The 15173-nt window shown below is 52.2% G+C and carries 12 protein-coding genes and 2 tRNA genes; 1 reads left to right on the top strand and 13 read right to left on the bottom strand.

Translation table 11 applies throughout. The annotated features are described in order from the left end of the window. Nucleotides 1-8: 8 nt before the first annotated feature. From infB to GM154_RS25975, 11 genes are all read right to left on the bottom strand, one after another. Entirely contained in the window at nucleotides 9-2603 is a 2595-nt protein-coding gene (gene infB / locus GM154_RS13765) for a translation initiation factor IF-2 (RefSeq protein WP_010796810.1), read from the bottom strand. A gap of 26 nt (nucleotides 2604-2629) precedes the next feature. Next, the gene (nusA, locus tag GM154_RS13760; RefSeq protein WP_010796809.1) at nucleotides 2630-4111 is read right to left on the bottom strand and encodes a transcription termination factor NusA; all 1482 of its coding nucleotides are present in this window, start codon (nucleotides 4109-4111) and stop codon (nucleotides 2630-2632) included. Between the two features lie 47 nt (nucleotides 4112-4158). Continuing rightward, the gene (rimP, locus tag GM154_RS13755) at nucleotides 4159-4617 is read right to left on the bottom strand and encodes a ribosome maturation factor RimP (RefSeq protein WP_219652521.1); all 459 of its coding nucleotides are present in this window, start codon (nucleotides 4615-4617) and stop codon (nucleotides 4159-4161) included. Between the two features lie 128 nt (nucleotides 4618-4745). Next, a tRNA-Met gene (locus GM154_RS13750) sits at nucleotides 4746-4822 on the bottom strand. A gap of 84 nt (nucleotides 4823-4906) precedes the next feature. Further along, nucleotides 4907-4992 (bottom strand) — tRNA-Leu (locus GM154_RS13745). Between the two features lie 12 nt (nucleotides 4993-5004). After that, a complete protein-coding gene (gene secG / locus GM154_RS13740) occupies nucleotides 5005-5391 on the bottom strand; it encodes a preprotein translocase subunit SecG (protein WP_219652548.1) in 387 nt (128 codons plus the stop codon). Beyond that, nucleotides 5391-6149 carry a triose-phosphate isomerase gene (tpiA, locus tag GM154_RS13735; RefSeq protein ID WP_219652520.1) on the bottom strand — a complete coding sequence of 253 codons (759 nt, stop codon included), beginning with the start codon at nucleotides 6147-6149 and terminating at the stop codon, nucleotides 5391-5393. The genes secG and tpiA overlap by 1 nt, the downstream gene beginning before the upstream one ends. Before the next feature lie 66 nt (nucleotides 6150-6215). Further along, a complete protein-coding gene (glmM, locus tag GM154_RS13730) occupies nucleotides 6216-7553 on the bottom strand; it encodes a phosphoglucosamine mutase (protein ID WP_010796805.1) in 1338 nt (445 codons plus the stop codon). Nucleotides 7554-7568: 15 nt separating this feature from the next. Then, nucleotides 7569-8417: a dihydropteroate synthase gene (gene folP / locus GM154_RS13725; protein ID WP_219652519.1), complete on the bottom strand. Its 849-nt coding sequence runs from the start codon at nucleotides 8415-8417 to the stop codon at nucleotides 7569-7571. Nucleotides 8418-8424: 7 nt separating this feature from the next. Continuing rightward, nucleotides 8425-10335 carry an ATP-dependent zinc metalloprotease FtsH gene (gene ftsH / locus GM154_RS13720; RefSeq protein WP_019366086.1) on the bottom strand — a complete coding sequence of 637 codons (1911 nt, stop codon included), beginning with the start codon at nucleotides 10333-10335 and terminating at the stop codon, nucleotides 8425-8427. Between the two features lie 78 nt (nucleotides 10336-10413). Continuing rightward, on the bottom strand, nucleotides 10414-10719 hold the full coding sequence (locus tag GM154_RS25975; RefSeq protein WP_219652547.1) for an SAM-dependent methyltransferase: 306 nt from the start codon (nucleotides 10717-10719) through the stop codon (nucleotides 10414-10416). A gap of 267 nt (nucleotides 10720-10986) precedes the next feature. Here GM154_RS25975 and yhbY point away from each other — a divergent pair, with 267 nt between their 5' ends. Then, on the top strand, nucleotides 10987-11298 hold the full coding sequence (yhbY, locus tag GM154_RS13710; RefSeq protein WP_010796801.1) for a ribosome assembly RNA-binding protein YhbY: 312 nt from the start codon (nucleotides 10987-10989) through the stop codon (nucleotides 11296-11298). 179 nt (nucleotides 11299-11477) lie between these two features. Here the strand turns inward: yhbY and greA are convergent, their stop codons facing one another. Then, nucleotides 11478-11954, bottom strand: coding sequence for a transcription elongation factor GreA (gene greA / locus GM154_RS13705; protein ID WP_010796800.1), 477 nt, complete (start codon nucleotides 11952-11954; stop codon nucleotides 11478-11480). Next, nucleotides 11951-15172: a carbamoyl-phosphate synthase large subunit gene (gene carB, locus GM154_RS13700; RefSeq protein WP_010796799.1), complete on the bottom strand. Its 3222-nt coding sequence runs from the start codon at nucleotides 15170-15172 to the stop codon at nucleotides 11951-11953. Before carB ends, greA begins: the two co-directional genes overlap by 4 nt. Nucleotide 15173: the final 1 nt, after the last annotated feature.

Here is a 15173-nt window from a genome sequence, read left to right as displayed (position 1 = left end):
TGCGTGAATTACAGCGAGCGTGCTACTTCGACCTTCTCGAAAACTTCGATCTTATCGCCGACCTTAACGTCGTTATAGCTCTTCACACCGATACCGCATTCCATGCCGGCACGAACTTCAGCCACGTCATCTTTGAAGCGACGCAGAGATTCAAGTTCACCTTCAAAGATCACAATATCTTCACGTAGAACACGAATCGGACGATTGCGATGGACCATGCCTTCAACAACCATACAGCCTGCAACAGCGCCAAACTTCGGCGAGCGGAAGACGTCACGAACTTCTGCAATGCCCAGAATGTTCTCGCGAACATCGCTGCCCAGCATACCCGTTAGCGCTTTCTTAACATCTTCGATAATGTCGTAGATCACGTTGTAATAACGTAGATCCAAACCTTCCTGCTCAATGATCTTACGAGCACCAGCATCGGCACGAACGTTAAAGCCGAAGAGAACCGCATTAGAAGCCAGCGCTAGGTTCGCATCACTTTCAGTGATACCCCCTACACCACCAGCAACAACACGCACCTGAACTTCATCGTTACCCAGACCACTTAGCGAGCTTTGCAGAGCCTCTAGAGAACCGCGCACATCGGACTTGAGAACGATGTTAAGCGTCTTTTTCTCGTCTTGGCCCATGTTTTCGAAAATATTTTCGAGCTTGCCTGCCTGAGCACGTGCCAGCTTGACCTCACGGAACTTACCCTGACGGAACAAGGCAACTTCACGCGCTTTTTTCTCATCGGTCAGAACAGTCAGCTCATCACCGGCATCCGGCGTGCCATCCAAGCCAAGAATTTCGACGGGGATGGATGGGCCTGCCTCTTTGATCGGCTTGCCGTTCTCATCGAGCATGGCACGGATACGACCGAAGTTAACACCGACCAGGGCCATATCACCCTGACGCAGAGTACCGTTTTGCACCAGAACAGTAGCAACCGGTCCGCGACCCTTATCAAGGCGCGACTCAATTACTACACCACGACCTGGAGCCGAAGGTGTTGCAGTCAATTCAAGAACTTCAGCCTGCAGAAGAATGGCTTCTAACAGCTCATCAACGCCAGTACCTGCTTTGGCAGATACATGAACAAACTGAGTATCACCGCCCCACTCTTCTGGGATGACATCACGCCCAGCCAGATCATGTTTAACACGGTCCGGATCTGCATCAGGCTTGTCGATCTTGTTTACTGCAACAACGATCGGCACACCAGCAGCCTTAGCGTGCTGGATAGCTTCTTCTGTCTGTGGCATGACACCGTCATCGGCCGCTACAACCAGAATAACAATGTCGGTTGCCTGAGCACCACGAGCACGCATGGCAGTAAATGCTGCGTGACCAGGGGTATCCAGGAACGTCACCATGCCACGATCAGTGTTTACATGGTAGGCGCCGATATGCTGGGTAATGCCACCCGCTTCGCCTGCTGCAACCTTGGCGCGACGGATGTAGTCCAGCAAGGAAGTCTTGCCATGGTCAACGTGACCCATGACCGTAACCACCGGCGCACGGTGAACCTGCTCGCCTTCGAACTTGAGGGACTCAGCCAGCTGCTCTTCCAACGCATTTTCGCTAACCAGCTTAACCTTGTGACCAAGCTCCTCAGCAACCAGCTGAGCGGTTTCACGATCCAGCACCTGGTTGATCGTGGCAGGCGAGCCCATCTTAAACATGAACTTGATGACTTCAGCTGCCTTGACAGACATCTGCTGGGCCAGCTCGGCAACAGTAATTGTTTCGCCTAAAGCGACTTCACGAACAACCGGCCCTGTAGGGTTCTGGAAGCCATGCTGGTTACGCTTTTTGAGCTTGGACTTGTTTCGGCCGCCACGGCGACCGCCAAAACCATCATCTTCATCATCGCCGGCGCTACGAACAACGCGCGGACTACTAACCTTATCCTTCTCCTTCAAGGAAGGACGGTGCTGTGCATGCTTGCGATCGCGACGCTCATCCTCATCCCGCTTGCCTGCTACAGGCGGCGCTACGGGACGACGCGGTTCTTCGCGCTTACGCTCATCAGATGCAGCTGCCGGCGCTGCCGGTGCTGCTTTATTTGCAACCACTTCTTCCACTACTTCCTCGGGCTTGGTTTCTGTAGCGGCTTTCGCAGCCGCTTCTGCCACTTCTTGAGCGGCCTTGGCAGCAGCCTGCTGGCGAGCTTCTTCTTCAGCTTTAAGGCGAGCTTCCTCTTCGGCCTTCAAGCGAATCTCTTCTTCTGCTCGCTGGCGAGCTTCTTCTTCGGCCTTCAAGCGAGCAGCCTCTTCGGCCTCGCGCTGCGCCTCAAGCTCACGCTGCTGTTCGGTCGCCAACTCATCGGGACTTTGCTTGACGTAGGTCTTCTTTTTACGGACTTCGACATTAACCGTCTTGCTTCCAGACACCTTCAATGTCGTTTGAGTCTTGCGCTGGAGCGTTATTTTACGCGGTTCGTCCAGCTTGGTGTTTCCTTTCAGATGAGACAGCAGTTTTTGCTTTTCAGTGTCGGTCACAACCTGGTCTGCACTGCTATGGGACAGACCCGCTTCCCGCATTTGCTGCAGCAGGCGTTCAACCGGTGTATTGACCGTTTGGGCCAGTTCTTTCACCGTGACTTGCGTCATGCACTCTTCTCCTCAGGCAGCACCGCTCACTCAAACCAATGGGCACGGGCAGCCATGATCAACTTGCCGGCACGCTCTTCATTCATGCCGTTAATATCGAGCAGGTCATCAATGGACTGCTCGGCAAGATCTTCGCGATTGGCAACGCCTCGCTGCGCCAGCTCAAGCGCGAGTTCCTCAGTCATGCCTTCGAGACTAAGCAAATCTTCTTCCGGCTTCTTGTCAGCCAGTTGTTCTTCCGTCGCGATGGCACGGGTTAACAGGCGGTCCTTAGCCCTATTACGAAGCTCATTGACGATGTCTTCATCGAAACCATCAATATTGAGCATTTCCTCCATGGGAACGTAGGCGATTTCTTCGAGCGTGGTGAAACCTTCTTCAACCAACACCTGAGCCAACTCTTCATCTACGTCCAGTTCGTCTACAAACTGCTGAAGAATATCGCCCGTCTCTGCCTGCTGCTTGGCCATGATGTCCTCTTCGGTCATCACGTTCAGCGTCCAGCCTGTCAATTGACTTGCAAGGCGAACGTTTTGGCCACTACGACCAATAGCCTGAGCTAAATTATCAGCGGCAACTGCGATATCCATGGTGTGGGTATCTTCATCAACAATGATTGACGCAACCTCAGCAGGCGCCATGGCATTGATAACGAACTGAGCAGGGTTGTCATCCCACAAAACGATGTCTACTCGCTCACCGCCCAATTCGCCAGACACGGCCTGGACACGCGATCCCCGCATGCCGATACAGGCACCCTGCGGATCGATACGCTTGTCTTTCGAGCGCACGGCAATTTTGGCACGCGAGCCTGGATCCCGAGCAGCGGCCATAACATCAATCAGCTGCTCAGATATTTCCGGTACTTCAATCCGGAACAGCTCAATCAACATTTCAGGCGCTGTGCGCGACAGGATTAGCTGAGGGCCACGATTTTCCGTACGGATTTCCTTGAGCAGTGCACGAACCCGAACGCCAACACGGAAGTTTTCCCGTGGGATGATCTGATCACGAGCCAGTAAGGCTTCTGCATTGTTGCCCAAGTCGACGATTACATTGTCTCGCGTAACTTTTTTGACTGTACCAGAAATGATCTCACCCACTTTTTCGCGGTAAGCATCAACAATCTGAGCACGCTCAGCTTCACGCACTTTCTGGACAATAACTTGCTTGGCTGTTTGAGCCGCAATGCGGCCGAACTCTATGGATTCGATCTTTTCTTCAATCAGATCGCCAATTTTGGCATCTGGATTGATTTCCTGAGCCTCATCGAGCGTCAGGTTTGCTGCTGGATTATCAAAGTCTTCATCTTTGACAACTGTCCAGCAGCGAAACGTTTCATAACTACCGTTGTGGCGATTAATAGCCACACGCAGCTCTACATCTTCTTCGTAGCGTTTCTTTGTGGCAGTGGCCAGGGCTAGCTCCAATGCCTCAAAAATGACACCGGGCGGAACACCTTTTTCATTGGAAACCGATTCCACTACCAGTAGAACTTCTTTACTCATCGTACGCCTCGCCTGTCGCAATCCTTTGGGATCCGCGGATTTGCGCCTTATTCAAATCGGGGAATGACATTAGCCTTATCGATCATCTCGACGGGAAGCAGATATTCATGGTCATCAACCTGAACCACGACATCCTGTTCTTCCACACCGCGCAAAAGGCCTTGAAAATTGCGGCGGCCTTCATAAGGCGAACGAAGCCTTATTTTTACTTGCTCACCGACAAAAGCGTTGAATTGCTCAAGAGTGAATAAAGGTCTATCCATACCTGGAGATGAAACCTCCAAGGTGTATTCGCCCGAAATAGGATCTTCTACGTCTAAAATCCCGCTAACTTGACGACTGACTTTTTCACAGTCCTCAACCAGAATTCCGTTTGAATGATCGATATAGACCCTTAGCAGAGAATGCCGGCCCTGGGAAATGTACTCGATGCCCCAGCATTCATAGCCAAGCGCTTCGATGACGGGGGCCAGCATGGCTTGCAACTGTTCTAGCTTGCTCGACACCTGGTTGCCTCACGCATGCTGTGCAAATAAAAAATGGGCGATAACGCCCATCCCTTGTGGTCGCTGCAAGAACGCACGACCTGATTGTTCAGCTAACAAAAAGCCCCTATAAAGGGGCCTTTGTTGACTGGTTGCGGGGGCAGGATTTGAACCTACGACCTTCGGGTTATGAGCCCGACGAGCTACCAGACTGCTCCACCCCGCGTCAAAGCTGGAGCGAAAGTATAAGAAAGAGTCTCTTTCAGGTCAATCTACTTACGCTCACTACACTATTTTCAGTGTCTAAATATGGTGCCGAAGATGGGACTCGAACCCATACAGCCGTTGGCCACTACCCCCTCAAGATAGCGTGTCTACCAATTCCACCACTTCGGCAAAAACTTCTTACTATTTCTGATTTCCCGGAACATCACCTTCTGAGGATGCCGAAGGTTTCTGCTGTGACATGGGAACATCATCATTTGCCGCAGGCTTCTGAACTTCAGGCGCCTGCTGCATGGCTGCAGGCTTAGGAAGTCCCACTTCCTGCAACGCGTTGGCTTTTTCCTTAGCGAAATAAGCCAAACCTAAACTAGTAGCAAAAAAAACCGCCGCCAGTATAGCAGTAAAACGACTCAAAAAGGTAGCAGAGCCTTGGCTTCCAAAAACAGTACCCGAAGCACCTGCACCAAAAGAAGCACCAGCGTCCGCACCTTTACCCTGCTGAAGAAGAACCAGGACAACCAGTCCCAGCGCCATTAGCAGATGCACGACAACAACTAGAGTTTCTAACATCATTTACTTCCAGCAGCGTGATAAATCACGCCAAATTCATTCGCATTTAGGGAGGCTCCACCTACAAGCCCACCATCGATATCAGGCATACCGAACAATTCGGCAGCATTACCGCCCTTTACACTTCCACCGTATAGCAGCCGAACTTTATCAGCCACAACACTGCTATAAGAGCGGATAAACTGTCGCAGTTCCTGATGCACCGCCTGAGCTTCATCAGGAGTTGCTGTCAATCCTGTACCTATCGCCCATACAGGCTCATAGGCTACAACCGCAGACTCAAAAGCCTCGATACCCAGCACATCTATTACAGATTTGAGCTGCCCTTTAACAACGTCAAAGGTTTTACCAGCTTCTCGCTGCTCTCGAGTCTCACCAACACAAAGGACCGGCACTATACCCATCTTTTGGGCTGAAGCAAACTTTTTTGCAACCGTATCGTCATCTTCCAGCAAGATCAAACGACGCTCGGAATGCCCTACAAGGACATATCCACAGCCCACATCACGCAACTGAGAAGCTGCTATCTCACCAGTGAGCGCACCTTGCTCAGGCTGCACGGCACAATCTTGTGCGCCGAGGCCTATACTACTATCCGCAAGGCCTACCTCTACCTGATCAATAAACAGAAATGGCGGAAACACTACCATCTCAACTTCATCAGACAAGGCGAGCTTACTCAACCCTTCTATCAGCTCGGCTACATCTGCACGTGTTCCGTGCATTTTCCAGTTACCAGCGACCAAAGGCTTGCGCATGCTAATGCCTCAGTGAGCGAAGTGGGCGCAGATATTATCTAAGTTTTTTTGCTTTGACAAGCCAAATCAAGCACATACCTCACTTACCAGCTTAGCCAAGGCTTCTGCATGCTTGTGAACCTGGCGTTCGTCGCTGCCTTCAACCATTACTCGAACAAGCGGTTCTGTTCCCGACTTACGCAGTAAAACACGCCCTTTACCCGCCATTTGCTCGGTCACTTCTGTACATGCTTTTTGTACGTCAGGATGCGCCAAGGGGTCTACGTCTCCGGAGTAGCGCACATTGATAAGCACTTGAGGATACTTTTTGAGGCCCTTACGCGCCTCTGCCAATGTTTGCCCAGCGCGCCTCAATGCCATCAAAACCTGCAAAGCGGAAATAATGGCATCGCCCGTTGTGGTGTACTGGCAACATACAATGTGACCAGAACTCTCGCCACCTAGCGTCCATTTCTTGGACAAGAGCTCAGCCATGACATAGCGGTCGCCGACCTTGGCCCTGGCAAATGGAATTCCCAACTCAGCCAGACCAAGCTCCAACCCTAGATTGCTCATCTGAGTACCCACGACCCCACCATCAAGGCGATTGCGGCCTTTGAGATCCTTCGCAATCAGGAATAAGAGCTCGTCCCCATCAACGATTGCGCCTGTATGATCAACCATCAACACACGATCACCATCGCCATCAAAGGCAATACCAAGGTCAGCATGCTGATCCCGCACAGCCTTCTGCAGCTCGCCTAAATGAGTAGAGCCGCAATTTTTGTTGATATTGAGACCATCTGGCTGAGCACCGATAACACTAACCTGAGCACCCAGCTCACGGAAGACACTTGGGGCAATCTTGTAAGTCGCACCATGAGCACAGTCGACTACGATCCGCATACCAGCAAAACTGGTACCCGCTGGCACACTACTTTTGCAGAACTCTATATAGCGCCCTGCGGCATCATTGATACGAGACACTTTACCGATGCGAGCAGATTCCACAACAGTCATCGGCTGATCCAGTAGCTCCTCAATCATCAGCTCTACCTCATCAGGCAACTTAGTGCCCAACCCGGAAAAGAACTTGATCCCGTTATCGTAGAACGGGTTATGGGAGGCACTGATAACAATACCGGCATTAGCCTGGAATGTACGTGTAAGATAAGCGATACCTGGCGTTGGCATCGGCCCTAAAAGCATGACATCTGCGCCAGCGGCTGAAAGGCCGGCCTCAAGTGCAGATTCGAACATATAACCAGAGTTACGCGTATCCTTACCCACTAAGACACGACAGATACCCTGACTACGAAACGCAATGCCCGCAGCCCATCCCAACTTCAACATAAAGTCAGGCGTAATGGGATACTCACCTACGCGACCACGAATTCCATCTGTTCCAAAATACTTTCTAGCCATTGCTATCGCCTTGCCTTAAGCCTGCTCTACCGCAGCAATCATTTTTATAACATCAACCGTCTGCTCTACATCATGCACCCGGATAATACTGGCTCCCTTGGCAACCGCGAGTGCAGCTAAAGCGAGACTGCCATATAAACGCTCTTCGACAGGCTTGGTCAGGACCGCCCCGATCATGCTCTTACGTGAAACGCCTACTAACAGCGGCAACGCTAGCTCAAACAACTCTGGCATACGCTTGAACAGAACAAGGTTATGCTCAAGCGTTTTGGCAAACCCGAAGCCAGGATCAAGAATAAGTTGGTCGCGACGAATCCCTTCCTTTTCACAAGCAGCAACCCGCTCACTCAGGAAGGCAATCACATCGGTAACTACATCCTCATAATGAGGGTTTTGCTGCATTGTCCCAGGCTCACCCTGCATATGCATCAGACAGACAGGTAAGCCTGTTGCGGCGGCAGCCTCAAGCGCACCGGGACGCTTCAAGGCACGCACGTCATTAATCAGTCCCGCCCCCACTTTTGCACTCTCAAGCATCACCTGAGGTGAAGAGGTATCAACCGAAATGATAACGTCCAATTCTTTAGATATAGCTTCAACTACAGGCACTACCCGACTGAGCTCTTCGTCCTCTGAAACAGCAGGAGCTCCAGGCCTTGTTGACTCGCCGCCAATATCAACAAGGGTGGCACCTGCCGATACCAAAGCACGCGCATGAAACAGCGCGCTATCCAAGGTATTGAACCGGCCGCCATCAGAAAAGGAATCAGGGGTGACATTGAGGATCCCCATGACATGGGGATGTGATAAATCAAGAACCCGACTGCCGCAAAGCAATCGGGTTTGGATTGAAACAGGAATCATGGAGAAATTAGTGCTCGCCTGCCGGTCCACCTATTGGTGTTTCGGGACGACTATCTCCTTGAGTAGCATTGGTGCCGGTAGGACCTGAACCGTCCTGCCAATCACGCGGCTCCCTCGGTACACGACCTGCCATGATGTCGTCGATCTGATCAGCATCAATCGTCTCGTACTTCATCAGAGCGTCAGACATCATTTCCAGCTTGTCTCGATTCTCATCCAACAGACGCTTGGCTGTGTTGTAACAGTCATTGATGATTCGCCGGATTTCAGAGTCGATCTCTTTGGCTGTCTCACCTGACATGCTGCCGCTACCACCACCCGAACCACGGCCCAGGAAGCTTTCACTTTCTTCCTCACCGTAGAGTAGCGGGCCGAGCTTTTCAGACAAGCCCCACTTGGTGACCATATTGCGAGCCAACTGGGTAGCGCGCATGATGTCATTCGAAGCGCCAGTAGTGACGCCTTCGAAGCCAAGCGTCATCTCCTCAGCGATTCGTCCTCCAAACAGCGAGCAGATCTGACTCTCCAACGCCCGCTTGGACAGACTGTAACGATCCTCCTCAGGCAGGAACATGGTTACACCTAAAGCGCGTCCACGAGGAATAATCGAGACCTTGTAGACAGGGTCATGTTCAGGCACCAGGCGACCTACGATAGCGTGCCCCGCCTCGTGATAAGCAGTGTTGCGCTTCTCCTTCTCGGACATGACCATTGTCTTGCGCTCTGCGCCCATCATGATCTTGTCTTTGGCCAACTCGAATTCACGCATATCTACGGTGCGCTTATTGGAACGCGCTGCAAATAGAGAGGCTTCGTTTACCAGATTGGCAAGGTCAGCGCCCGAAAACCCCGGGGTGCCACGCGCAATAACAGCGGCATCCACACGATCTCCCATTGGAACTTTCCGCATGTGAACCTTAAGGATTTGCTCACGACCACGAATATCTGGAAGACCTACTACGACCTGACGATCGAAGCGACCCGGGCGTAGTAAAGCAGGGTCAAGTACATCAGGACGGTTGGTAGCAGCTATGACGATAATACCGTCATTCATTTCGAAGCCGTCCATCTCAACCAGCAACTGGTTCAGGGTCTGCTCACGCTCATCATGACCACCGCCCATACCCGCTCCACGGTGGCGGCCAACCGCATCGATCTCGTCGATAAAAATAATGCAGGGCGCATGTTTTTTCGCCTGATCAAACATGTCACGAACACGGCTAGCACCAACGCCCACGAACATTTCAACGAAGTCGGAACCTGAAATAGTGAAAAAAGGTACCTTGGCCTCACCGGCAACAGCCTTTGCTAACAGGGTCTTGCCTGTACCGGGCGGACCTACCATCAGCACACCACGAGGAATACGTCCACCCAGACGCTGAAACTTACCGGGGTCACGCAGAAACTCTACCAGCTCGGTAACTTCTTCTTTCGCCTCATCACAGCCAGCAACGTCTGCGAACGTTGTTCGCACCTGATCTTCAGATAGTAGTCGTGCCTTGCTCTTGCCGAAGCTCATGGGGCCGCCGCGTCCACCTGCGCCGCCTTGCATCTGCCTCATAAAGAACATGAACACGGCAATGATCACCAGAATCGGGAAGCTCGCTACAAGTAGCTGCGTCCAGATGCTCTGCTGTTCAGGCATTTTGCCTTCAATGACCACATTATTGTTGACCAGATCACCAATCAGACCGTTGTCCTGAATAGCAGGCCGAACCGTCTTGAACGTATCGCCGCCACGATGTTTTCCCGTGATGACGTAACCGTCGACAGTCACACGCTCAACCTGACCGTCCTTCACTTGCTGAATGAAGTCAGAATAATTGAGCGTTTGCGGCTCATTGGGACTGGAGAAATTGTTCATCACCGTGACCAGTACGGCCGCGATGATGAGCCATAGAATCAGATTCTTTGCCATATCGTTCAATTGACTACCCTCTGAGCCGGCTTCGCTTGGAACCGTTCGTATCGAAACCGGCTATTGGCCGGTAAGTTACTACACAACGCTGACGCTGAGCAGTGGCCGTCTGTAACCCTTTATGAGATCCGTCGCTCTTCTCACTTTAGCTGAGACTTTCAGAAGAGTCTGCCGTTGCATCTGACTGCGCGTTACCTTTAGGCCTCGCACCAGCAAATACTGCTCATGCAGACGATCTTGTGACGCAGAAGACGTGCGCATAACAACCTTGTCGAAGTTCTTCCGCTCCAGCTTCAGGTAACTGCCAAACCCCTCGTCTTGAAATATTTTGATTAAGAATTCACCAGCCGGACGCAGTAGACACTGCGCAGGATCAGGCGCCAGCTTACAAAATACTTAGCTTGCAGCTGACTTACTGTACTCAAACCCCACATATTGGGGCCCTATCAGAAATAACAAGGTGTTCGGAAGCTCCACTAGTCGCCTCGCCAATTCGTTCAAAACTTTATGTTGCGCGAAAACACTCTGAACAATGTTACCTGAGCAAAAACACGCTGCTTTTCTGATCGAGCCACGCGTACTTTATCCTGTCCTTCTGGGCTATACCTAGCCGCTAGGGTACAATAGATACCTTTTCTCTGGGGTTTAATTATGGCTCTCAATCAAGAGCAGAAAAAGCAATTCAAATCTATCGGACACCATTTAAAGCCTGTATTGATAGTAGGTGAAAATGGTCTTACTGAAGGTGTACTGGCTGAGCTTGAGCGGGCACTCAACGATCATGAACTCATCAAGGTCAAGTTCAATTTAAGTGAGCGCGAAGATCGGCGAACCCTAATGGAAGAACTTTGCCAGTCCGCCAAATGCGACCTGATTCAGACCATTGGCAAAATGGCACTTATCTATCGCAAGGCTCAGCCGCAGAACCGTTCGCTTTCAAACGTAGTCCGCCACAGCCTGTAATGCCCGGGACGAATCAGGCATATAGATAACTGCATTCTGCCTGATGGGAAGAGAAAGCAGGCCCACCTTGGGCAGACCTCTCACCTTAATGCTTGTTCGGCAAGTCATCTTTTGACAACCTGCCTACCCGCCTCCAATCGCTACCTCAAGGGAAGCGATTGGACAGCTGGCTACCTACATCAGATATGACGCACTTCGACGATTTCGTATTCAACATCGCCACCCGGGGTCTTGACGATCACCGCGTCGCCCTCTTGCTTGCCGATTAATGCGCGAGCAATTGGAGAACTAACCGAGATCTTGCCAGACTTTATATCTGCCTCGTCGTCACCAACGATCTGATACGTCACCGACTCGTCCGTATCAACATTTATGATCTCAACGGTTGTACCAAAAATCACCTTGCCCGAGCGCGGAATCGTTGTGATATCGATTACCTGGGCATTGGATAAACGCCCTTCGATATCACGAATACGCGCCTCGACCATACCCTGCTGCTCGCGAGCCGCATGATATTCCGCATTTTCTTTCAAATCACCCAGCTCTCGCGCCTCGGCAATCGCCTGTGTAATTTGGGGACGAAGCTCCGTCTTGAGATGCTTGAGCTCTTCCTCCAGGGCGCGAGCGCCCTGGATTGTCATAGGATATTTGTTCATGCCTTGATTCCTGCATGTAAATCTTGAAGCCGGCGCACAGTCTTTTCTGCACCAAACTTCAAAGCTTCACAAATCGCTTGGCCGCCTGCAAGCGTTGTCGTGCAGCAGATCTTGTGTTGAAGCGCATTCCGGCGAATTGAGTAGGAGTCAGCAATAGACTGACGACCTTCGGTTGTATTGATCACCAATGTAATTTCATCATTTTTGATCATGTCGACAACGTGCGGACGACCTTCAGTCACCTTGTTAACACGGCGAACCGGCAGGCCAGCTTCCTCAATGACACGGGCCGTACCAGCCGTAGCAACAACCTCAAAGCCCAGCTCAACCAGCTCTTTAGCCACTTCAGCGACAAAAGGCTTATCGTCATCCCGAACACTGATAAAGGCACAACCACTATTAGGAAGAATCTCACTCGCACCCAACTGGGCTTTCGAGAATGCCTCGGCGAAGCTGTCGCCTACGCCCATGACCTCTCCGGTAGATTTCATTTCTGGGCCGAGAAGCGGGTCGACGCCAGGGAATTTGGCGAAGGGGAACACTGCCTCCTTCACACTGTAATAAGGCGGAATGATCTCCTTGGTAAACCCGATCTCTTCCAAGGTTTTACCCGCCATTACACGTGCCGCTACCTTGGCCAGTGACTCGCCAATGCACTTGGAGACGAATGGCACTGTACGGGAGGCACGTGGGTTTACTTCCAGCACATAAACATCATTCCCCTGAAGGGCCAACTGCACGTTCATCAGTCCGACCACGCCAAGCTCCAGCGCCATTTTCCGGATCTGCTCACGCATTTCATCCTGTATGTGTGCTGGCAGGGAGTACGGAGGCAATGAGCACGCCGAATCACCCGAGTGGATACCTGCCTGCTCGATGTGCTGCATGATAGCGCCAATGACTACGTCCTTGCCGTCACATACTGCATCCACGTCTACTTCTATCGCGCAGTTCAGGAAGTGATCCAGCAACACAGGGCTATCATTGGACACCTGCACCGCTTCGCGCATGTAGCGCTTGAGCTCTTCTTCTTCGTAAACGATTTCCATGGCACGGCCACCCAACACATATGAAGGGCGAACCACCAACGGATAACCGATACGCTTGGCACCAGCAATCGCTTCTTCTTCGCTGCGAGCAGTAGCATTCGGCGGCTGGCGCAGATTCAAACGCTCGATCATCTGCTGGAAGCGCTCACGATCCTCAGCACGATCGATTGCATCGGGACTGGTACCGATAATCGGAACCCCGGCCTCCTCCAGCGCGCGAGCCAGCTTCAACGGTGTCTGGCCACCGAACTGAACGATTACACCCTTAGGCTGCTCGACACGCACGATTTCCAACACGTCCTCAAGCGTAACCGGCTCAAAATACAGGCGGTCAGACGTGTCGTAATCCGTCGACACGGTTTCGGGGTTGCAGTTGATCATGATGGTTTCGTAACCATCTTCACGCATAGCCAGAGCCGCATGAACACAGCAGTAGTCGAACTCGATACCTTGTCCGATACGGTTGGGGCCACCCCCAATCACCATGATCTTGTCACGGCTGGATGGGTTGGCCTCACACTCCTCCTCATACGTGGAGTACATGTACGCAGTGTCGGTCGCGAACTCTGCAGCGCAGGTATCGACACGCTTGTAGACCGGGAGCACTTCCAGCTTGTAGCGATGGCGACGCAGGCTTTTTTCCGTCACACCGAGCAGCTTGGCCAGACGTGCGTCCGAGAAGCCCTTGCGCTTGAGCTTCCACATGAGATTACGATCGACATCCGCCAATCCCAGGGTTTTGACCTTTTCTTCATCCTTGATCAGGTCTTCGATCTGCACCAGGAACCACGGATCGATCTTGGTCAGCTCAAACACACGCTCAACGCTCAGACCACGACGGAACGCATCTCCGACGTACCAGATACGCTCTGCGCCAGGCACTGTAAGTTCGCGCTTGAGAATGCTATCGGCTTCAGGATCTTCTGGATTGAGCTTGGGATCAAATCCGTTTACGCCAACCTCCAGGCCACGCAATGCTTTTTGGACCGATTCCTGGAAGGTACGACCGATCGCCATTACCTCACCCACTGACTTCATCTGGGTAGTCAGGCGAGCATCAGCCTTAGGGAATTTCTCAAAGGCAAAGCGCGGTATCTTGGTTACGACATAATCGATAGCCGGCTCGAACGATGCCGGGGTGCGCCCACCGGTAATGTCGTTCTGCAGTTCGTCCAGCGTGTAGCCAACTGCGAGTTTGGCTGCAATTTTGGCAATCGGGAAACCAGTGGCCTTGGATGCCAGCGCTGAAGAGCGGCTGACACGTGGGTTCATCTCGATGACAACCATGCGACCTGTATCAGGGCAGATACCGAACTGCACGTTGGAGCCACCGGTTTCTACACCAATTTCACGCAGCACCGCCAGGGAGGCGTTACGCATGATCTGGTATTCCTTATCGGTTAGCGTCTGCGCAGGCGCAACGGTGATGGAGTCGCCCGTATGCACCCCCATAGGATCGAAGTTTTCGATGGAGCAGACGATGATGCAGTTGTCCTTTTTGTCGCGGACAACTTCCATTTCGTATTCTTTCCAACCGATCAGAGACTCATCGATCAAAAGCTCGTTGGTTGGTGAAAGGTCCAGACCGCGAGAGCAAATCTCTTCGAATTCTTCACGGTTATAGGCAATACCGCCACCACTGCCACCCATAGTGAAGGATGGGCGGATGATGCAAGGGAAACCAACCTGCTCCAGCACGCCGTACGCCTCTTCCATGCTGTGGGCAATACCCGAGCGCGGACAGGCCAGGCCGATGGCACGCATGGCCTTGTCGAAACGGGAGCGGTCCTCTGCCTTATCAATCGTATCAGCATTGGCACCGATCATTTCGACGCCAAACTTTTCCAGGACGCCATGACGCTCAAGGTCCAGCGCACAGTTCAACGCTGTCTGGCCACCCATGGTAGGCAGCAGCGCGTCAGGGCGCTCTTTCTCAATGATTTTAGCTACCGTCGCCCACTTGATAGGCTCGATGTAGGTCGCATCAGCCATGGATGGGTCAGTCATAATGGTGGCCGGATTGGAGTTCACCAGAATGACGCGGAAACCTTCTTCTTTCAGGGCCTTACAGGCCTGTGCACCGGAGTAATCGAATTCGCAGGCCTGGCCGATAACGATAGGGCCGGCACCGAGGATCAGGATGCTCTTTATGTCTGTACGCTTGGGCATG

Origin of the sequence: Pseudomonas sp. MAG002Y (assembly GCF_019400845.1) — a bacterium.
Taxonomy (GTDB): domain Bacteria; phylum Pseudomonadota; class Gammaproteobacteria; order Pseudomonadales; family Pseudomonadaceae; genus Chryseomonas; species Chryseomonas luteola.
Note: the sequence above shows the minus strand (reverse complement) of the source record. Positions and strands in the feature narration are given on the sequence as shown.